Consider the following 19728-nt stretch of genomic DNA (forward strand, 5'->3'; position numbering starts at 1 on the left):
CAGACCCTCGCGACCGCCTCGACTGTGGCCCACGGCCTGCCGCAGGCCCAGTCCGACTCGCTGCTGTCGGTGGCCCGCGAGGCGTTCACGCACTCGCTGCACTACTCCGCGATCGCCGGTGGTGTGGTCGCGGTCGGCGCGGCGATCTTCACGGTCGCACTGCTCCGGCGGATCAAGCCCACCCCGCCCGCCCCCAAGAACGACGACGCCAAGACCGAGGACAAGGAGGCCAAGACCGAGGTGTTCGAGGCAGTGACCGTCTGATCGACGAAGTGAGGTCCGTATCGACAAGGCGAGCGCAGGCCGGCCGTCCCCGACCCCCGGACGGACCGGCCTTCCTCGCGTCCCCCTGAGTTTCCGTCGCCGGCGCATCGAGTTTGCGTGGCGCAACGACAACGACCGCCGGCGACGGAGCACCACCCCTAGGCCCCGCACCCCTCGTGCGGGGCCTAGGCTTTCGCGCGGGGAGGGACCACCATGGAATGGACATTGCGCCTGCTCAGCCGGCCGCGCCGGAGCCGGATCATCGTCCTACGCCGGCGCGCCGCCATCAATCTGGAACTGACCGAGCCACGGCTCGCCCTGACTCGGCTGCGCGAGCTGGCGGGGCTGAGTGGTCGGCTGTTGGGCGACAACGCGCCGGCGACCCTGGACGTGGGGCTGTCGCTGGCGGCGTGCCAGCATCTGCTCGGTCAGTACGCCGACGCGATCGAGACGCTCGACGCGACCATCCCGAGGTACGACATGCCCCGGCATCGGAACGCTCAGGTCCTCGCGCGGGCGTGGCGAGCGAGCTCGATGTCGAGCCTCGGTCAGCACGATGCGGCCGTGTCGGAGCTGCGGGCCGTCGTCGACGAGGCCAGGGCGGCGTTCGGCGACCACACCAACGTCACCCTGCTCTGTCGAAGCAAGCTGGCGAGTGCGTTGGATGACGCCGGCCAGTTCACCGAGGCGGTTGAGCAGATGGCCTCCGTGCTGGCGGCCCGCACCCGCATCCTCGGCCCGGACCACACGTTGACGCTGTGTGCGCGGCATGCCTTCGGCCTGTGTCTGCTCGGCGCAGGCGAGTTCGACCGCGCCGAGGAGGAGTTCGTGACCGTCCTGGCCGCCCCTGACGGCCACGCATCGTGCGCGCTGGTCTGCAAGAGGGGCCTCGCGAAGGTGGCGGTGAGCCGTGGCCGCAACGACGAGGCGACTCGCCTGTACGAGGAGGTCATCGAGCGCTGGACCGCCTACTTCGGGGCGGATCACGCCGCGGTGCGGGAGGCGCGGGACGAGCTCGCGGCCATCGCCGACTGACCATCTCGGACAAATCGGTAAACTCGGCCGGGTGGCCGACGACGAGCAGACCATCCGCATCGAGGGCACCGCGCGGTTCGCGCCGGTCTCGGGCAGCCTGGTGCCCGAGGAACCGCCGACGGGCGGGCGCCGGCTGCCGTTCCGCGCACTGATCGTCGCGGGCGCGGCGGTGGGTGTGCTGGTGCTGCTCTACGGCCTGGACCTGCTGCTTTCCGGGGGTTCGATGCCGCGTGGCACGACGGTGGCCGGCGTGGATGTCGGCGGCCTGAGCCGGACGGACGCGGAGCGGCGGCTGCACGATGAGCTGGATTCGAGGATCGCGGGGCCGATCAAGCTGCGGGCCGGTGACGTGGACGCCAGGCTGGACGCCAAGGCCGCCGGGCTGACGCCGGACTGGTCGGGGACCCTCGACCGGGCGGGGGATCAGCCGCTGAACCCGTTCGTCCGGCTTGCCTCCTTCTTCGCCGGGCACGAGTCGCCGTTCCTGTCCAAGGTGGACGATGCCGCGCTCGCAAAGGCGTTGGGCGGGCTGAAGATGGAGCGCGAACCGGTCGAGGGAACCATTCGCTTCGACGGGATCACGCCGAGCGCGGTCACCCCGCGATCGGGGCAGAAGCTCGACACCGCCGGTGCGAAGCGGTCCGTTGTGGACGGTTGGGTGACCGCGAATCCCGTGCAGTTGCCGGTGAACACCACGTCGCCGAAGGTCAGCGCCGACGCGGTGCGCGCGGCCGTCGAGAACTACGCCAAGCCGGCGGTGTCCGGCCCGGTCACGGTGAAGGGCGAGGGCAAGGACGCCACCCTCCAGCCGGAAGCGATCGCCGCCGCGCTCACCTTCACGGCCGGCGACGACGGCAAGCTCGCGCCGAAGCTGGACCACGGCAGGGTGGTCGACGCCCTGAAGCCCCAGCTGGCCAGCACCGAACAGCTGGGCAAGGATGCCGAAGTGGTGATCGAGGGCGACAAGCCGACGGTCAAGCCCTCGGTGGACGGGCGCGGCGTCGACTGGGACAAGAGCCTCGCCGGCCTCGCCGACCTGTTGCCGCACAAGGACAACCGCACGGTCACGGCCCAGTACGCCAAGCAGCCGGCCAGGCTCACCACCGACCAGGCCAACCAGCTCGGCATCAAGGAGGTCGTCGGCGAGTTCACCACCGGCGGCTTCGCCGCCGACTCCGGCGTCAACATCCGAGTGGTGGCCGCGAAGGTCGACGGTGCGGTGGTCAAGCCGGGGGAAACCTTCAGCCTCAACGGTTTCACCGGACCTCGCGGCGTGCCGCAGGGCTACGTCAACGCCGGCATCATCGAGAACGGCGCGCCCGGCACCGCCGTCGGCGGCGGCATCTCGCAGTTCGCCACCACGCTCTACAACGCCTCCTACTTCGCCGGGCTCGCCGACGCCGGCCACACCGAGCACAGCTACTACATCAGCCGCTACCCGGCCGCCCGCGAGGCCACCGTCTTCGAGAATCCCGACGGCAGCAGCGTCATCGACCTGAAGTTCAACAACGACGGCCCCACCGGCATCGTGATCCAGACGATCTGGACGCCGCAGAACATCACCGTCCGGCTCTGGGGAACCAAGCGCTACCAGGTGGAATCCGTCCCCGGCGAGCGCTCCGACTACGTCGATCCGCAACCGCGTCCGGGCCCGGCGACCAACTGTCATCCGTCGAACGGCGGGCCGGGCTTCACCGCCACCGACACTCGCGTGATCAAGGACCTCAACGGCCGCGAGGTCTCCCGGCACACCCGCAAGAAGGTGTACGACCCGGCCCCTAAGATCACCTGCGGCGGATAGGGGCTTGAGACTGCATTCGGAGTAAATTCGCGAGCGGAAAACAATCTTCGATTGGTTGTTACCCCGCATGGAATGCGTTCACTCGATCGTGTAGGGGTGGATGTGGTACTGCCCGCGTGCGAGTAAGAAGTACCGGCGGTGATGGTTCCCGTCGACCTCGAATTCACGCGGAGTAACCCCTGAGACGCGCTTATCGAACCTCATTCGACGTCTTCGTGCACGCGCTGAGACAGTGCCACGCCGACCGTGCCACCGCGGCCCTGGTGCTGGCCGGCGACCCGGGCGGAGTGATCCACTTCCGGGACGGCGCGGTCGTCGCGGCGCACAGCCCGGGCGCGCCCGGCGTGGGCACGCTGCGCGTCGACGACGAGGCGCGGGACCTGGCCCGGGCGGCGATGTCCGACGCGGCGTTCGCCATCGCCGTCGGCGGCATCGCGCACTACGCCCTCGACGAATCCGCCGACGTCCTGCCGCCGGCGCTGGACGGAGTCCGGCCCGACCGGCTGCTCCGGGAGGCCGCCGTCCGGCTGGCCGTGCTCGCCGCCTCGCCATGCCCGCTGTCGCCGTACCGGGAACGCCTGGTGCCCACCGGCCGTGCGGAGCCCGCCGAGCAGTGGCGGGAGATCGTCGCGCACGCGACCGGCCGGCGCACCGCCCGGGACATCGCGTTCGTGCTCGGCCTCGGCGTGCACACCGTCACCGTGGAAATCGCCCGCATGCTGGGCGAGGACGTGCTCGCGATCGTGCCCGCCGCGGCCGTCACCGGCCGCGCCCACGACGTCGCCACGCTGCGTCCCCGTTCGGACCAACGGGCCGCCGTCGCGCCGACAGGACCACTGCCGGTGCGCCGGTCGGGCCAGGGACCGTAGCCATGCTGCGCCGCATCCGGCGTCGTTCGGCCTTTCTGAAAGGGAAAGGAAAAAACGTGGACTACGACGCGCTTGCCGTCGAGTTGCGCAAGCTCCGGGAAAACGTCACCGGAGTGACCGACATGGTGATCGCGGCGTCCGACGGAATTCCGATCTTCTCCGATGTCGCGGACGCCGTCGATCCGCTGAACATCTCCGCGCTGGCCGCGGCCAATCTCGGAATCGCGCGTCAGGCGGCCGAGGTCACCGGCCAGGGCACGCTCGCCCAGACCGTCGTGTTCAGCAGCAACGGCTACATGGCGGTGTACGCCATCGGCCGGCTCGCGCTGCTGGTGGTGCTCGGCGACAGCGGCCTCAACCTCGGCCGCCTGCTCTACGAGACACGTCCCGTGACCGACCGCATCGGCACGCTGCTGACCCCGTGAAAGGAAATCATGAACATCGATACCGCTCTGAAGGAAGCCATGTCCATCGCCGGCGCCGTCGGCGTCGCCCTGGTCGACTACGAAAGCGGCATGTCGCTCGGCACCAGCGGCGGCGGTGACTGGCTCAACCTGGAGCTCGCCGCCGCCGGCAACACCGAGGTGGTGCGGTCGAAACTCCGGGTCATGTCCACGCTGGCGCTCAACGACAGCATCGAGGACATCCTGATCACGCTGCACCGGCAGTACCACCTGATCCGGCTGCTGAACTCGATGAAGAACCGCAGCTCGCTGTTCCTGTACCTGGTGCTGGAGCGGGATTCGTCCAATCTCGCGCTGGCCCGCCACAACCTCCGGCGAATCGAGGCCGACCTGGTGGTGTGAGCGTTGCGGCGATCCGTGCCCGGGGACACGGATCGCCGCGACGCCTCACCGGCCGAGCTTGCGCAGGGCGATCCGCGCCGCGCCGGCCGCGACGCCGGTGGCGCCCTTCTTCTTGTACTCCTCGACGAGCCGGACCGACAGCCGCTCGAACTCGGTGACCTCCGGCATCCCCGGCGCCGTCTCGGTCTTCGACTGCGCCAGCATCGCGAACGCGACGGTGACGTGCCCGGAGGACACCACCCGGGCGCCGGCCTTCTCCGCCAACGGCAGCCAGACCGCGGCGTACGGCGTGAAGAACTCCATCATGTTGCCGCCGATCCAGCGGCAGTCCGCGTAGTACAGCCGGGCGAACTCGGCCGGCGTCTCCCAGCGCACCGTCTGCTCGCGGCGCGAGCCGCCGGCCACCACCTTGGCCTCGATCCAGTCCACCCGCACCACCGCCGGACGGCCGGGGATGGCCACCGAGACGATGTCGGTGTCGTGGTGCTCGAACTTCATCCGTGAGAAGGACAACCCGTTGTGGTTGATCCGGAACTGCCAGCGGCTGGAGTCGTGCCAGTGGCCGTCGAGCGTGCGGTGCCGCATCAGCGACTCGAACTGCTCGCCGGCCGGCTCGAACACGTCCGGGTCGAGCTGCCCGGCGTAGACCGCCCGCATAGCCTCGGCCAGCCGCACGTCCGACGCCGCCAGCAGCCCCGGCCAGAACGTGTCGCGCTGACCGAGCGCGGCCAGGTCCTTCGGGGACAGGTAGGGGATCGCCGGCCGCAGCTCCGCCGGCAGCAGCGTGGTCACCAGCGTGGAGCCGAAGTTGTCGTCGTGCACCCAGTTGCCGAACACGCCGGCCTCGTCCGCCGTCGGCGACCTCAGCGCCGACGCGAGGATGTTGCCCAGCCGCTGCCGGGCGGCGGGCCGCTCGGCGAGCTCGGGCCACGCGCCGTCGGCGTTGACCACATACCGGTTCCACTGCCGCTGGAACGCCAGCACACCCTGGTACGCGGCCCGCCGCTCGGCGACCTGCGACGGCGAGTCGATGGTCTCGCCCAGCACCGGGTCGCCGTCCACGGTGAACCCGGTCAGCGACCCGCACAGCGCGTTGATGCACTGTTCGAGCACCTCGGGGCTGCGCGAGATCGTCGCCGAGATGTCGGCGGGCTGCCCGGTCTGCGCCAGGTAGCCCTCGGCCCGCAGACCGGTCAGGACCACGTCCTGGGACCGGTGGTCGGTGACCATGTACAGGCCGGCCGGCTTGATGTCGATGTCGGCGATCCGCAGCGCGCGGGCCAGTTGCAGCTGGATGGTGCCGACCCAGCCCAGGTCGACCAGGGTGATGCCGTTCCCGGTCAGCGCGCCGGCCTTGGTGAGCGACTTGATCAGCCGCTCGCGGGCCTCGGCGGCGCTGAGCACGAGCCGGTTGCGGATGTGCGGGGTCTCGGTGAGCGCGGTGGTGACCCGTTCGGCGATGTGCCCGTTGTCGATCACCGTGTCGAGCTCGGCCGCCAGCGCCGGCACGTCGCCGACCTGGAGGTGCAGCACCGACAGCAGCTGGCGCACCGACAGCTGGTAACCGCGGCGGATGAAGTTGTGCACCGCCTCGTCGTCGTGGAAGTCCGCGCACGCCAACGCCGTCGCCTGCCGCGACAGCCAGATCGGCCGCGCCTCCACGTCGAGGCCGCGGGCCCGGGCGGCGTTGTTGATCAGCTCGGCCAGCAGCTCGCCCTCGCGCATCGGGCACCACAGGATCCGGGTGCCGGTCTCGTGCGCGCGGCGCACCGCCCACTCGGCGAAACCGGTGAGCACAGGGCCGATCACCGCCGTGCCGAAGCGGGCGGCGATGTCCAGGGAGGTGGTGGCCTGCGGCGGGGTGGCGTGGATCGCCTTGGCCCGCAAGCTGGTCAGGCCGAAGTCGCCGTACTGCTCGTCCAGGTTCGGGGCGTGGTCGCCGAAGTACTCCAGCGGCTCGTGCTCGCGGGCCAGCGTGGCCAGGTAGCCCTCGTCGAGCCGGCGGTAGTGCACGGTGCGGATGCCGAGCGCGGCCGGGACCGTCACGTCGGCGACCTCGTTGTCGCCGATGTGCACCACCTGCTCGGCGCTGACGTCGAGGTCGTGCAGCACGATCGGCCACAGGCCGTGGCCCTTGTCCACGCCGTGCTGGTGCGAGCGGAAGATCCGGACGTCCTGCAGCGGCCCCAGTTCCGGCCGGTCGAGCAGGGTCGCCAGGTGCTCCTCGGTGAAGTACGTGTCGGAGACCAGCGCGACCGGCAGGTCGTGCTTGCGGGCCGCCCGGATCACGGCGGCGACGTCCAGGTCGACCACCGTCAGCTCGCGCTCGACCCGCACCTCGGCGGCGACCAGCTCCTCCAGCAGCGCGTTGGCGAACACGTCCGCCGGCATGGCCCGCCAGATGTCGAACAGGGACACCTCGGTGCCCAGCGCGTCGCGGCCGGCGCGGGCCGCGGCCTCGGCGCCGATCCGCATCCGCCGGAAGGTGGCGTCGGTGACCCAGGCCGGGCACTGACCGGCGGCGCGCAACCGGGCCGCCAGCAGGCCGAACACGTCCGTGGGCCGGGGCACCAGGCGCCACAGCACGGTGTCGAAGATGTCCAGTGTCAGCACCGAGCAGGAGCGGTCGGCGATGATGCGGTGCACCTTCTCGAGCAGCGGATGACCGCTTTCCGGGGCGTCAGACAACGTGACCTCTCTCGGACTCGCTGTGATCAGGGTTCCCCTTCACGCGTGAGTACGCGTGCAGCTGCCGCCGCGCTTCACCGTGCCCGGCTGGCGCGGACGTGCGGGGGAGTTTAGCGGGATCCGGGCGGTGAGCGAACACACAGCGGTGCAGTCCCGGAACTCACCGTCGACCGACGCGTACGCCGTTCAGGTAGAGGTCCAGGAACCGCCGCCAGCCCTGCGGATTCCGCTGGATCACCGCGGCCATCGCCCAGGTCAGCGACAGCAGGTCGGCGGGCTCGAAATCCGGGCGCAGGCAGCCGGCGTCCCGGGCCCGGCCGATGATCAGCAGCGCCTGCTCGAAGCCCTGCCCGCACACCGCGTGCACCTCGGGCGAGAGCGGGATCCGTTGGGAGATCGCGTCGTTGAGGGCGCGGTCGCGGGCCTGGAGCCCGAGCAGGCCCGCCAGGTACGTCTCGAAGCCGCGCCACGGGTCGTCCTCGGCCAGCGCCTGCGCGGCGATCTCGGCCATGGCCGGGCCGAGGCGTTCGGGCAGCAGCGCGTCGAGGAGGTCGTCGCGGGTGGGGAAGTGGTTGTAGAGCGTGCCGATGCTGACGCCGGCGCGCTTGGCGATGTGCTCCAGCGGGGCGTCCAGGCCCCGCGCCGCGAACTCACTCGCGGCAGCGGCCAGCAGCTTGTCCCGGTTGCGGACCGCGTCCGCTCGCAGAGCTCTGGCCATGACGTCATTGTAAGTAACCCGAGGGCACCCTCAACTTGTGCTACGGTGAAGAAGTTGAGGACAGTCTCAAATTTCGTAGGGGGAGGAACCATGACAGCGGTGGTCGTCGGCGTCGGGCCGGGCCTGGGCATGTCGATCGCGCGGCGGTTCGGCCGCGAGGGGCATCCGGTGGCGCTGATCTCCCGCAGCGACGCCCGGCACCCCGGCTACCTCGCCGAGCTGGCGGGGCTGGGGATCGAGGCCGAGGCGTTGGTCGCCGACGCCCAGGACCCGGACGCGCTGCGGTCCGCGCTGGACCGGATCGGGCCGGCGGAGATCGTCTACTACGGCCCCAACGCCGTCAGCCCCAGCGGTTTCGACGGGCCGATGGCGCCGATCGACACCGCCACGTCCGACGACATCCGCGCCGTCATGGCGTGGGTCTACCCCGCCGTGGACGTCGTGCAGCACCTGCTGCCCGGCATGCTCGAACGCCGCCGGGGCACCTTCCTGTTCGCCACCGGGCTCAGCGCCGTGCGGCCGATGCCGATGATGGGGGCGCTGGCCGTGCCCAGCGCCGGCCTGCGCAACTACGCCCTGACCCTCAACGCGACCGTCGCCGACCGCGGCGTGCACGCCGCCGCGCTGGTCATCGGAGGGCTGCTCGAACGCGGCGACATCCACGCCCATGTGCTGGCGCACCGCGAGACCTTCGGCGCGATCCCGACCCTGGACCCCGATGCCGTCGCCGACGTCGCCTGGGACCTGCACGTCAAGCGCGACCGTGCCGAGGAGGTCTTCAACGCGCTCGACTCGGCTTCAGCGCTGACCACAGCAGATTGAGCGGGTGACCGTCCGGATAGGACGCTCGCTCGCCGCGGCGGGCGAAGACCCCGACCAGCAGGCCGAGTCCCGGTTCGAGGTCGTCGACGAGTTCGACCCGGCGCAGCCCCGAGGTTCCCTCCATGCGGCCCGCGTCGACGGCCTCGCCCAGGCCCTCGGTCACCAGCATGCAGCCCCGCACCAGGCCGGAACGCAGCAGCTCGAACCCGTACTGCGCGGAGTCGATCTCGGCGACGAGATCGAGGCGGCGGCGGTAGTCCGCGCCGAACCAGCCGTGCACGAAGTCGGTGATCACGCCGCCGCCCGGCACGACCAGCGGCAGCGTCGGCAGTTCGCTGGTGGTGGCCGAGTCGCCGAGCTGGCAGGTGTCCAGATTGGTCAGCAGCGCGAGTCCGCTGCGGCGCCACTCCATGACGTCGAACGCGTCGAGGGAGGCGTTCGTGAGGACGCTGCCGCAGACCAGGTCGACCTCCTTGGCGGACAACCGGTCGAGCAGATCCCTCGTGCGCACGTGGACCACGTTCAGCTCGATGCCGCGGGCGGTGAACTCCGCCGCGACCCGCTCGCCGGCCTCCGCCAGATACGCCAGCGTGTACCGGGTCGCGCCCACGGTCAGCGTGCCGCCGAGTTGGCGCCGGCATTCGTGAATTGCGTCCAGCCAGGCGCTCGACGTCGCCCGGGCCTGTTCGACGAGCGCCCGTCCCGTATCGGTGAACAGCACGTCCCGGCCGCGTCCCTGTTTGCGCACCAGCGGTTCCCCGCATAATTCGCCGAAATTGCGGTTCAGCGTGTCGAGTTGTTTCTGCACGCTCGACTGGTCGCGGCCCAGGGTTCGGGCCGCGGCCAGCGCCGTGCCGGCCTCGGCCACCGCGATCAGCGTGCGCAGCTGGTCGAACGTGGTGTCCAGGAAGGCCGGCGAAGCGCGCAGGAGCCGGTTGAGGACGTTGACCGGCGGCGGCCGGAGCGGACCGGACATCGCGACTCCCTTTCGACGATTCGTGGCCGCGGCAGCGTAGCGCGGCCGAAACCGATCTCGATTCCAGTTGAAGAAATCTCCAGATAATGATCCGAACCGGTGGACGCGCAACCCGGTCAGCGGAAGGCTCCGGGGCGCTCGATTCCATTCTGATCCGAGGAGTTCGACAGAAGTGAGTTCGTACGGTTCCCGCTCCCGCCTGCTGACCGTCGCCGGCGCGCTCGGCCTGGTCGGCGCGCTCAGCGCGCTGGTGTGGGGCGTGCTGGTCCTGGTGAACGGCCAGGACCTCATCCGATCCGCCGCCCAGGACTACCTTCAGTCCACCGGCGACGCCGGCGGCCTCGTCACCGCCGACGACCTGGTCCCGCTCGCCGTGGACTCGTTCACCAGCCGGGCCTACCTCTGGCTCGGCATCGGCGTCATCGCCCTGGTGTCCGCCGCCCTCGTCCTCGCCGCCCACAACTGGGCCCGAGTCCTGCTCACCGTCTTCGCCGTCATCGGCGCCCTGCTGGCCGTACGGGATCTCGTCGACCTGGATCCCGCACTGCTCAAGGTGTTCGACGCCGCCACCGCCGTCTGCCTGCTGGCCGCGCTCGTCCTGCAATGGCTGCCCGGCAGCAACGCCACCATCCGCGCCCGCAAGGCGGCAGCAGTCGCCGCGTGACCGGAAAACAATCGGCCCCTCACCGCGTTACCGCTGGTGAGGGGCCGATTTCACCCGGTGAAAGGTGGTGCCCCCGGTAGGATTCGAACCTACGGCACACGGTTTAGGAAACCGTTGCTCTATCCCCTGAGCTACGGGGGCGTACGCACCGAGGTGAGCATAGCGGTAGCGGGCGGGGTCGCGTGGCGGCGGGTGGATCCGCCTTGTGGAGTAGTAACGGTCACGCGCGGTGTGGGTCGGAGCCGTGGGGAGGCCGACGAACAGGGGAACTTTCCCCCGGCCGGGCCCCTCGTCCCGCATAGTCGCTAGGGGCACGACGATGGGGAGGAGCGGCTGTTGACCACCGACGCGACCCGGCTGCCGGAGCGCACCCGGTTGGACGCCAGGCGGGCGGCGAGGCGGTTCGTGGAGCCGGAAGGGTTCCTCGACGCGCTGGCGAAGCTGCTGGGCAGCCGCGCGGTGGTGCTGGCCGGTCCGAGCGGCTCGGGGCGGCGCACGGCGGCGACGGTGCTGCTGGATCGTCTGGGCGGCCTGCACCTGGTCGAGATCGCGGTGGACGACGAGGCGACGCTGGCCCGGCATCCGGTGGCGGCCAAGGAGGGCTACCTGCTGGACCTGACCACGGCCGACGACGCGACGGTGGAGCAGGTCGGGGCGGCGCTGCCCGAGTTCACGGCGGCGCTGGACCAGGAGGACAGCTCGCTGGTGGTGATCGTCGACAACGATCGGGCGGCCGGATTCGAAGCGGTCAGACTGCCTGCGCCGGAACCGGGAGAGGTGCTCAAGGCTCATCTCGAAGGCGAGGAATTCGATCCCCTGCCGACGAAGCCGCCGACGACGGCAGCGGAAGCGGTGCGGCTGGCGGAGTTGCTGGCGAGCATCGAGGATCCTCGGCTCGTGGCCGGCGCGTACGACCACTGGAGAGGGCGGCTGCGCAAGCAGTTCGACCAGCACGAGGACGTGCCGTGGCGGGCGCTGCTGCTGGCGGCGGCGTTCTTGGAAGGCGCTCACCAGGACGTGGTGGACGCGGCGGCCGACGCTTTGCTTGCCGAAACCCGTTATGACGGGCCACGACCGCATCCGTTGGCGGGCCCCGGCCTTGCGGCGAGGCTGGCCGGCGTAGGGGCGTTCTCCGGCACGGTCACCTTCGCCACGCCGGGGTACGCGGAAGCGGTCATCGACTACGTCTGGACGCAGTTCCCGACGCTGCGCGAACCCCTGGTCGACTGGCTGATCGCGTTGCCGGCAAGGCTTTGCGAGGACGACAGCGCCCGGCTCCCGGCGCGGCTGATCGGACTCGGCGCGCCGGCGGTGGTCAAGGCCGTCGCGGCCTGGTCGGAAAGTGCCGTCCCGCTGGCGCGGCGCCTGCTTGCGGCGGCCGCGCTGGATCCGGCGATCGGCCCGGACATCCGTCGGGCGATCAAGGACTGGTCCGGGCGCCGCGATCTGCCGCCGGCCCTGAGCGAAGTGGCGATCGCCGTCTGCGGCGGCGAGCTCGGCAACCGCTTTCCGCACATCGCGCTGACCCGGCTGGGCAGCTTCGTGCGGCGGCCGGAACTGACCGACCAGGTCGCGGCGGCACTGTCCACAATGGCCGGCGAGAGTCAGTTCGCCCAGGTGGTCACAAGGCTGGCCCGCTGGTTACGGGAGACCGACCGCGCGCGGCGGGCGTTGGCGGTGCGGGCGCTGCTGGACGAGGCGGCGGCGCAGCCGCAGCACCGGGACACCCTGCTCAACCTGCTGGTGCAGGCGGCCGGCGGCCGGCCGGCGGAGCTGGGCGCCCTCGACCTGGCGGCGTTCGAGTGGCGTCGCGACGGCGGCTCCGCCGACGTGCACGACCAGTTGCAGGCGAAGCTGAACGGGGTGGACCCGCTGCTGCGGTCCGCGATCTCGAGTTGAAGCAAGGGGAACCATGCCAACGGATCCGTGGTCGGAAGTGAAGCCGACCGTGCGCGGCAAGATGGGCGGCTGGTGGCAGCGCTTCCTCCGGCGCCGTCAGCAGGCCGAACACGACTGGATCTACGGCACACAGCCGAAGTCGACGGTCCCGCTGCGGCAGCCGCCGCCGGCGCCCAAGCGGCCGACGGTCGTGTTCACGGCCGTGCTGCCCAGCGCGGTGCCGCATGCCGAGTTCACCGCCACCTGCACGGTGGCCTGGGAGGCGATCGGCGAGACCACCCACGCCAAGCCGGAATCCATTGCCCGCAGCGACATCGAGCGGCGTGCGGCGGAGATCCTGGCCAAGGGTCAGGTGACGCACTGCGAGCAGTTGCAGCACAAGCTGGAGGCCGAGCTCGGCTACGTGACCAAGCTGGAGGACGCCCGGATCGCCGTGCAGCTGGTGGAGATCGAGTTGACCTGCACCGACGAGTCCCGGGCGGCCACCGAGCTGTTCCAGGAGCTCCAGCGCCGCCGGCTGGTCCGCGGCTGGGACCGCGACCTCAAGCTGGACGAGCTGCGCCATCTCAAGGACGACATCCTCAGCGACCCGGCGATGGCCACCGTGTGGTGGCTCCAGAACAACGACAACCAGGTCGACCAGGCCGTCGAGATGTCGGCCAAGCTGCGCAAGCTGGCCCAGATCATGACCGAGAACGACGAACGGTCCACAACGGACACCGTGGCGTCCCTTGTGGACCGTTTCGTGGACCGGCTACCGGATGGCGCCCGCTGGCGGCTGCTCAGCAACCTGGCGGAGGTCTTCTCCCACTACGGCAGCCCCGATCTGGCCAGCGAGCTGCCCGAACTGGACGGGGGCGGCGGCCAGCACCGCCCCCGGCCGGCTCACAGCGAGTAGACCTGGAACTCGTAGAGCGAGTAGCCGTACTTGGTGCCGCGCTGCACCCCGCTCATCCGCACGTAGCGGGCGTCGGTCGGGGTGAACGTGTCGTTCTCGGTGCCGCCGGCGCCGGCCGCGGTCGACCAGACCGTGCGCCAGTTGCTGCCGTCGGTGGACACGTCGATCCGGTATCCCTTGGCGTAGGCGGATTCCCAGGTCAGGATGGCCCTCCCGACGGTCTGCACGGAACCGAGGTCGACGGTGATCGACTGGTTGTCGCTCCAGTCGCTGGCCCACCGGGTGTCCGACTTGCCATCCACCGCGTTGGCCGGCGGCGAGTCGTAGGCGCCGGTCTCGTGGCTGGTCGCCGTCACGGACTTGGCCAGCGCCAGGTTGGACACGTTGTCGCCGCGGTGCGCCGGGTACTGCACCACCTGCTGGTAGGTCGGGCGGTTCTGCCAGCTGATCTTGCCGTCGGTGACGCCGCCCAGCGGCCGCTGGATGATCGAGTCGGCGCACCACTGGTCGCCGGCCGAGCAGTCCGCGTCACCGGGGTAGACCTGCGCGGTGGTCTCGCCGACCGCCTGCTGGAGGCTGGTCAGCAGCGCCTGCCGGCACTGCGCCAGCACACCGTTGCCGCAGAAGGACTTCGTCAACCCGCCCTGCACGGTGTCGCCGAGCACCGCGCGCAGATCCTTGTCCGCGTACGACCACCAGCCGAACTGGAACGAGGAACCCTTGTGCGGCTGGGAGTTGTTCGCGCTGCCGTCGGTGCTGCCGATGTTCTGGCCGCCCGACGGGGACTCGTTGATCTGGATGGCACCGGTCATGGCGTTGAACAGATCGCTGCCCATCGCCGGCTGGAACTCGCCCTGCACCAGCAGCGACCACCAGGCGTCCATGATCTGGATCGCGGCCGCGTTGGCGTAGGTGTGGCTGCCCGCCGTGGTCTCCAGCCGGTGCGAGCCGGCCTGTTGCCAGGCGGTCAGCTGGCTGACCGCGTTGGCCAGCGTCGGGTCGGTGATCGGCTGGCTGTTCAGCACCCGCAGCGCGTCCGGCAGCACGTCCTCGGCCCGCAGGTCGGCGTTGGCCGCGTCGGCCATGGCCGCGGTGAGCGAGGCCCGCGTCACCTTCTGGCCGCTGGAGATCAGCTTCTTCACCCGGCTGTCCAGCAGGTTGACCCGGTGCACCGAGCCGTCACCGTAGTTGGCCTCGCTGAAGTCCTTGGCCTGCTTGTTGTTCCAGCTGACGTAGTAGTCCTGGTCGATCGAGTTCGGGTGCTGCGCGAAGCCGGTGTAGGTCGCCACGTTGGTGGTCGGGTTCCAGCCCTGCCACTCGTACTGCTGGTCGGCCCAGATCGGCAGGTTCGGGTTGGTGTTCGCGGCCCGCACCGGGTTGTTGCCCGAGTTGTAGTACGCGACGTCCTTGGAGTCCACGTAGAACCAGTTGAAGGTGTAGTTCACGTCCGCGGCGGCCTTCTGGAAGCTGGCCGCGTCGTGCACCGCCGACGGGTCGTTGAACTCCTGGAACCCGATGATCGAGTCCACCTCGTGGTTGTAGCTGGACCGCAGGCTGGCGTACGCCACCGGCACGCCGCCGACGGTCGCCCGCGACTGCACTATGCCGTACTTGGTGCGGAACGCGATCAGCTTGTACGAGCCCGCCGCGGTGCCGTCCGCGACGGTCGGCGTCCACGCGTTGTCCCGCTCCAGCTGCTCCATCGCCAGGCACTGGCCGTGGTACAGGTAGTAGTTGGAGTCCTTGGTCGGCGCGTTGCCGCTCGGGTCGCACAGCCGCAGCGCGTAGGTGTCGGTGATGTCCTGCTCGGCCGAGGTCGCGCTCCACGAGTAGTCCTGGCCGCGGCCCAGCTCCACGTACAGGCTGACGCCGGCGAACGCGGCGCCGCGGGCGCTGATGCCCGGGCCCTGCAACTCCTCCAGCATCAGCAGCTGCGGCGCGAAGTAGCCGGTCTGCGGCCCGAACACGGCCACCGGGTTGCCGGTGTCGGTGTACTTGCCCGACACCAGCAGCGCGTTGGACATGCCGTGCTTGGCCGAGATCAGGTCGGCCGGCAGCACGCCGTTGTCGAAGACGCCGCGGGCCTTCTCCTCGTCCGGCGTCTGCGCCGCCGGCTGGGTGGCCGCCTTCACCTCGGCCGCGGACGCCGCCGAGCCGGTCGGGTCGAACACCAGCTGCTGCGGCGTCACCGAGCCCGGGTCGGGCATCGCGACGCCCTGCGGGTTGGCCGGGTCCTGCCCGTACGGGAAGGAGCTGCCGTCGTGGACGGTGGTGACGGCCTCGGGGTCGTTCTGCTCCCGGAAGGCGTTCCACACCTTGTCGCCGTCGGTCACGCCGTACTTGGCGTCGGCGGCCAGCTTCACCAGCGCCGACTGCACCTCGCCGCCGCCGCCCGAGCCGAACAGCGCGCCGACCACGGCGCCGATGGCGACCATGTCGGTGACCTTGAACGGGTCGATGCTGCCGGCGTTGGTGACCGGGTTGATGTGCCCGGTCAGGTCGTACTCGCCGGGGAAGTTCCGGGCGTTGTACGCCTGCGTGATGTAGGCGTTGATGCCGGCCACGTAGTCGGTGGCGTCCTGGAGGGCCTGCGCGCCGCGGGCGCCGTGCGCCGCCGCGGCCGCGTTGAGCTGGTTCTGGAGGTCCTGCTCGGTGTACGGGGCGGCCTGCCAGAAGGTCTGCTCCAGGCCGCGGTTGCCGACCGCGCCGCCGGCGAACGAGGTCAGCTCGCCCCGTCCGACGTGCCGGAAGACGTCCATCAGCCACAGCCGGTCGTTGGCCGCCGCGTAGCCCGCGCCGAACTCGGTGCCGGAGCGGGTGGTGCCGGTGATGTGCGGGACGCCGGTGGCCTTGTCGCGCACGATGGTCACGTCCGAGCGCGGTTTGATGGTTGATTCCACCTGATTGACGGGCACCCCGAAGGATGAGTCGTCGAAGAAGCTCGACAGCTGGCCGTTGGTCAGTCCGGTGTAACCGCTCACCAGGTTCGCGTACTTGCCGAGCTGGTCGTCGGTGTGCGCGGGGCGGGTGCCGAAGGCCTTGTTGCCGAGGATGTCGGTGAGCGTGGCATTGCCGTTCTCACCCGGCGGCAGGATGTCGTTGCACTGGCCGAGGCAGTAGTCGTTGTTGGCCGGGGCCGCAGTGGCGGGGGCCGACGAGAGCAGGGTGGTGGTCGTCGCCGCGAAAAGCGCGGCGGCAACGGCGATGCGAACGCTTCGCGACATGCGCAGGGGTCCTCTCCGGGAGGGAACGTGACGCACGTTACTTGTGAGTAGTTCAACGCGAAAGAGCTTCACGTTAGACATTCACTCTGAAGGGTGAGAGGTGTGACCGGATCCGTGGTGTCGTGGATCGACGAAGAACTGGCCCGCGACCAGGGGCGATGGCGGATGCGGGCGACCGGCGGGGCCGGCGGCCTCGTGGCCATGCTGCACGGCGCGGGGCTGGCCGGCGCCGTGCTCGGGTCGGTCGGCGGGTGGCTGTTCGGCGGCTTGACACTCGTCGCCGCGCGCAGCCTGCGTACCGCCGGACGGCACAGCTGCCCCTGATCGTGCAAGTCGATTCACAGGTTTGGAAACCGTTGATATTTCGGTCCGGGCGTCAAGTTGCCGGAACTTCTAGGCAAACTCGGGGCCACATGATGAGATAACACCGCGGTAACCCGTGGTTGCGTCAAGATGAGTGATGCTTGGCTAATGCGAGCACGCAGCGCCGAATCGGGGAGGCATCCGGTGATCAAGGTGATGCTGGCCGACGACGAAGATCTCGTCCGGTCCGGCCTCAGGATGATTCTCGGCAGCGCCGGCGACATCGAGGTGGTCGCCGAGTGCGACGACGGCCTGCTCGTCGCCGACCTCGCGCGGCAGCACCGGCCGCACGTCGTGCTGCTGGACGTGCGCATGCGCTCGGCCGACGGGCTCGTCGCGCTGCGCCGGCTGCGCACGCTGCCCGAGCCGCCGCGGGTCGCCATGCTCACCACCTTCGACGTCGACGAGTACGTGTCCGAGGCGCTGCGACTGGGGGCGAGCGGCTTCCTGCTCAAGGACACCGAGCCCGAGCAGCTCGTGAAGGCCGTCCGCGACCTCGCGCGCGGCGGGGCCGTGCTCGACCCCGGCGTCGCCGCCCGGGTGCTCGCCGCCGTCGCCGACGGCGAACGGGCCGCCGAGCCCGCGCGTCGGCTGCTGACGTCGCTGTCCGAGCGGGAGCGGGAGGTGCTCCAGCTCATCGGCCAGGGCATGTCCAACGCCGAGATCGGCGGCGCGCTGCACCTGTCGGAGGCGACCGTCAAGGGGTATGTGTCGTCCGTGCTGGGCAAGATCGGCGCCGTGAACCGCGTGCAGGCCGCGCTGGTGGCTTACCGCGGCGGCCTCATCGCCTGACGGCCTTCTCAGCTCCGTTCCGGCGCCCGATGCCGGAACGGCACTTTCGTGCGCGCGGACCAGCGGGTTCATGACCATCACGCGAGTCCGGTGCGAGCCGCACGACCACCGATCATCCGGGCTTCCGCATGATCAGGGGGCAACTCTTGGCGATCACCGTTCTCGGCCACCGCATGATCATCGAGATCGTGCCGCCCCATTCAGCACGAAAAGCAGCCCCCACCCGATCCCGGGGTGGCGTCCCAGCTCCAGTCTACCCGCCCACCCCGTTGGTTGATCTTGAAACGGGCTCACCTGTGGACAACGCGGGTCCTGCGCACAATTCGGCGCCACCTGTGGACAAACGGCGGCCGAACGGCTCAATGTGCTCGAGCGGACCGCATGTGACGGCACATCAGCTTTCGCTGAGCTCGCCCAGTCGGGCCATGGTCTCGTGCACCTCGACGCGGTTGCGGCCCTGCCGCTTGGCCCGGTACAGCGCGATGTCCGCGGCGGCGAAGAGCTGATCCAGCTTCGCCGGCCCGCCCGCGACGCCGATGGACACCGTGGGTCGTCGCGCGGTGCCGAGCACGATCCGCCAGTCGTGTTGGTCGACGGCGGCCCGGATGCGCTCCGCAACCGCCGGCCCGACATCGGCCCCCGGCCCGGCATCCCCCAGCAGCACAACGAACTCGTCACCGGCCCACCGCGCGACCAGGTCCCCGCTGCGACACTCCCGCCGCAGCAGCCGGGCGATCTCCCGCAGCGCGGCGTCGCCGGCGGCGTGCCCGGCGTCGTCGTTGACGTCCTTGAACCAGTCGACGTCGACCAGCACCAGCCACGGCACCTTGCCCTTTGAGGCAGTGCCCTCCAACAGGTCCTGCGCGCTGCGCTCCAGCCCGAGCCGGTTCGCCAGCCCCGTCAGCGGATCCCGCGCGGCGGCCTCCTGTGCGGCCATCGCCAGCTTCTGGGCCTGCACGGCCAGCCGACGCTGCTCCAGCGCCTGCCCGAGGCCCTCCTGCAACGTCTCGGTGGCGGTCCGACTCGCGCTGACGCTGCACCGCAGCGCCGCGGCCTCACCGACCTCGTCCTCCATCGCCGCGCAGATGTCCGCCAGGTCGAGGGAGAACCGCAGCAGCAGCGAGGTGTCGTTGATCTTCTCGGCGGCCTGCACGGCCCGACTGCCCAACGTCCGTGCCTGCTCGTGCTCGCCCAGCGTGCTGTGTACGCAGGCGAGCACCCAGTTGCCGACGGACACCGACCACAGCTCGTCCCGCTCCAGGCCCTCGGCCAACACCTCGGCGGCGTGCCGCGCGGCCAGGTCCAGGTCGCCGGTCCCGGCCAGCGAACGGGCGTACGCGCCGAGCAGCGGCCAGTACATCGCGTCGTCCCGGCCGACCAGCGACAGGCCCTCGGCCAGATGCTGCCGCGCCTCGCCGAAGATCTCGTGCGCGTTGACGGGCTTGCCGTCGATGGCCCGGAAGTTCAACGTGCCGCCGAGCCGCTGGAGGCACTGCGCGAGCGTCGACGGGTCGCCGGCCTCCCGCGCCACGTGCAGGGCGAGGCGGGTGATGTCGAGGGACGCCCGCCGATGCCCGATGCCCTCCAACAGGTAGCCGAGCTGTCCCAGGGCGCGGGCGGCGAGCAGCCCGCTCGGCCGCTCGGAGTCCATCTCGGTCCAGCCCTCGGCGGCCAGTTCGAGCGCGAGCGGAATGCGCCGCAGCCGCCACGCCATCGTCGCCCGGTGCACGAGCAGATAGGACCGGGCCCACCGGTCGGCGCTGGTCGGGCCGCGAGAAACGGTTTGCTCGAAGAGGGTGTTCGCCTCCGCGAGGCGGCCAGCGTTGAGCAGCAGGCGCACGCGCTGATCCTGCTGCGGGAGCTGTCCCCCTACGAGCGAATCGTCCTGCTCCACTGGGCCCTCGACGTC

General features: G+C 70.5%; 16 protein-coding genes, 1 tRNA gene and 1 pseudogene. 12 read left to right on the forward strand and 6 right to left on the reverse strand.

Annotated features, from left to right (window positions below):
• From BCF44_RS55765 to BCF44_RS29840, 6 genes and pseudogenes are all read left to right on the forward strand, one after another.
• A pseudogene (locus tag BCF44_RS55765) lies at window positions 1–264 on the forward strand (hypothetical protein); the annotation flags it as partial.
• Window positions 265–477: 213 nt separating this feature from the next.
• Window positions 478–1299: a tetratricopeptide repeat protein gene (locus tag BCF44_RS29820; RefSeq protein WP_147328689.1), complete on the forward strand. Its 822-nt coding sequence runs from the start codon at window positions 478–480 to the stop codon at window positions 1297–1299.
• Between the two features lie 52 nt (window positions 1300–1351).
• Entirely contained in the window at window positions 1352–3100 is a 1749-nt protein-coding gene (locus BCF44_RS29825; RefSeq protein ID WP_379799709.1) for a VanW family protein, read from the forward strand.
• A gap of 215 nt (window positions 3101–3315) precedes the next feature.
• Window positions 3316–3969: a hypothetical protein gene (locus tag BCF44_RS29830; protein WP_116177758.1), complete on the forward strand. Its 654-nt coding sequence runs from the start codon at window positions 3316–3318 to the stop codon at window positions 3967–3969.
• Between the two features lie 2 nt (window positions 3970–3971).
• The gene (locus BCF44_RS29835) at window positions 3972–4394 is read left to right on the forward strand and encodes a roadblock/LC7 domain-containing protein (RefSeq protein ID WP_246015727.1); all 423 of its coding nucleotides are present in this window, start codon (window positions 3972–3974) and stop codon (window positions 4392–4394) included.
• A 9-nt stretch (window positions 4395–4403) separates the two neighbouring features.
• Window positions 4404–4775 carry a hypothetical protein gene (locus BCF44_RS29840; RefSeq protein WP_170217828.1) on the forward strand — a complete coding sequence of 124 codons (372 nt, stop codon included), beginning with the start codon at window positions 4404–4406 and terminating at the stop codon, window positions 4773–4775.
• A gap of 45 nt (window positions 4776–4820) precedes the next feature.
• On the opposite strand, the gene BCF44_RS29845 is transcribed toward BCF44_RS29840, so the two are convergent.
• Window positions 4821–7463, reverse strand: a complete 2643-nt coding sequence (locus tag BCF44_RS29845; RefSeq protein ID WP_116177761.1) for an HAD family hydrolase — start codon at window positions 7461–7463, stop codon at window positions 4821–4823.
• A 160-nt stretch (window positions 7464–7623) separates the two neighbouring features.
• Window positions 7624–8181 (reverse strand): TetR/AcrR family transcriptional regulator, encoded by a 558-nt coding sequence (locus BCF44_RS29850; RefSeq protein ID WP_116177762.1) that lies wholly within the window; start codon window positions 8179–8181, stop codon window positions 7624–7626.
• Between the two features lie 90 nt (window positions 8182–8271).
• Here BCF44_RS29850 and BCF44_RS29855 point away from each other — a divergent pair, with 90 nt between their 5' ends.
• Window positions 8272–9003 carry an SDR family NAD(P)-dependent oxidoreductase gene (locus BCF44_RS29855; RefSeq protein ID WP_116177763.1) on the forward strand — a complete coding sequence of 244 codons (732 nt, stop codon included), beginning with the start codon at window positions 8272–8274 and terminating at the stop codon, window positions 9001–9003.
• Here the strand turns inward: BCF44_RS29855 and BCF44_RS29860 are convergent.
• On the reverse strand, window positions 8960–9979 hold the full coding sequence (locus tag BCF44_RS29860; protein ID WP_116177764.1) for a LysR family transcriptional regulator: 1020 nt from the start codon (window positions 9977–9979) through the stop codon (window positions 8960–8962). The two genes, BCF44_RS29855 and BCF44_RS29860, sit on opposite strands and share 44 nt — an antisense overlap.
• 172 nt (window positions 9980–10151) lie before the next feature.
• Here BCF44_RS29860 and BCF44_RS29865 point away from each other — a divergent pair, with 172 nt between their 5' ends.
• The gene (locus BCF44_RS29865; RefSeq protein ID WP_116177765.1) at window positions 10152–10643 is read left to right on the forward strand and encodes a hypothetical protein; all 492 of its coding nucleotides are present in this window, start codon (window positions 10152–10154) and stop codon (window positions 10641–10643) included.
• 65 nt (window positions 10644–10708) lie between these two features.
• Here BCF44_RS29865 and BCF44_RS29870 read toward each other — a convergent pair.
• Window positions 10709–10784, reverse strand: a tRNA-Arg gene (locus BCF44_RS29870).
• Window positions 10785–10979: 195 nt separating this feature from the next.
• Here BCF44_RS29870 and BCF44_RS29875 point away from each other — a divergent pair.
• Both BCF44_RS29875 and BCF44_RS29880 read left to right on the forward strand, forming a co-directional pair.
• Window positions 10980–12542, forward strand: a complete 1563-nt coding sequence (locus BCF44_RS29875; RefSeq protein ID WP_116177766.1) for a hypothetical protein — start codon at window positions 10980–10982, stop codon at window positions 12540–12542.
• Between the two features lie 13 nt (window positions 12543–12555).
• Window positions 12556–13440: a hypothetical protein gene (locus BCF44_RS29880; protein ID WP_147328690.1), complete on the forward strand. Its 885-nt coding sequence runs from the start codon at window positions 12556–12558 to the stop codon at window positions 13438–13440.
• On the opposite strand, the gene BCF44_RS29885 is transcribed toward BCF44_RS29880, so the two are convergent.
• Window positions 13428–16664, reverse strand: coding sequence for a penicillin acylase family protein (locus BCF44_RS29885; RefSeq protein ID WP_116177768.1), 3237 nt, complete (start codon window positions 16662–16664; stop codon window positions 13428–13430). The two genes, BCF44_RS29880 and BCF44_RS29885, sit on opposite strands and share 13 nt — an antisense overlap.
• Window positions 16665–16766: 102 nt before the next feature.
• Between BCF44_RS29885 and BCF44_RS55770 the strand changes: the two genes are divergently transcribed.
• Window positions 16767–16988, forward strand: a complete 222-nt coding sequence (locus tag BCF44_RS55770) for a hypothetical protein (RefSeq protein WP_170217829.1) — start codon at window positions 16767–16769, stop codon at window positions 16986–16988.
• Window positions 16989–17171: 183 nt separating this feature from the next.
• A complete protein-coding gene (locus BCF44_RS29895) occupies window positions 17172–17819 on the forward strand; it encodes a response regulator (RefSeq protein WP_116177770.1) in 648 nt (215 codons plus the stop codon).
• Window positions 17820–18213: 394 nt separating this feature from the next.
• Here BCF44_RS29895 and BCF44_RS29900 read toward each other — a convergent pair whose 3' ends face one another.
• Entirely contained in the window at window positions 18214–19659 is a 1446-nt protein-coding gene (locus BCF44_RS29900) for a GGDEF domain-containing protein (protein ID WP_246015729.1), read from the reverse strand.
• Window positions 19660–19728: the final 69 nt, after the last annotated feature.

This window comes from Kutzneria buriramensis, from assembly GCF_003387475.1.
GTDB lineage: Bacteria > Actinomycetota > Actinomycetes > Mycobacteriales > Pseudonocardiaceae > Kutzneria > Kutzneria buriramensis.

Coding starts and splice junctions, on each gene's coding strand:
- BCF44_RS29820 (WP_147328689.1), top strand. CDS start 478: ATGGAATGGACATTGCGCCTGCTCAGCCGGCCGCGCCGGAGCCGGATC.
- BCF44_RS29835 (WP_246015727.1), top strand. CDS start 3,972: ATGCTGCGCCGCATCCGGCGTCGTTCGGCCTTTCTGAAAGGGAAAGGA.
- BCF44_RS29840 (WP_170217828.1), top strand. CDS start 4,404: ATGAACATCGATACCGCTCTGAAGGAAGCCATGTCCATCGCCGGCGCC.
- BCF44_RS29850 (WP_116177762.1), bottom strand. CDS start 8,181: ATGGCCAGAGCTCTGCGAGCGGACGCGGTCCGCAACCGGGACAAGCTG.
- BCF44_RS29855 (WP_116177763.1), top strand. CDS start 8,272: ATGACAGCGGTGGTCGTCGGCGTCGGGCCGGGCCTGGGCATGTCGATC.
- BCF44_RS29860 (WP_116177764.1), bottom strand. CDS start 9,979: ATGTCCGGTCCGCTCCGGCCGCCGCCGGTCAACGTCCTCAACCGGCTC.
- BCF44_RS29880 (WP_147328690.1), top strand. CDS start 12,556: ATGCCAACGGATCCGTGGTCGGAAGTGAAGCCGACCGTGCGCGGCAAG.
- BCF44_RS29885 (WP_116177768.1), bottom strand. CDS start 16,664: ATGTCGCGAAGCGTTCGCATCGCCGTTGCCGCCGCGCTTTTCGCGGCG.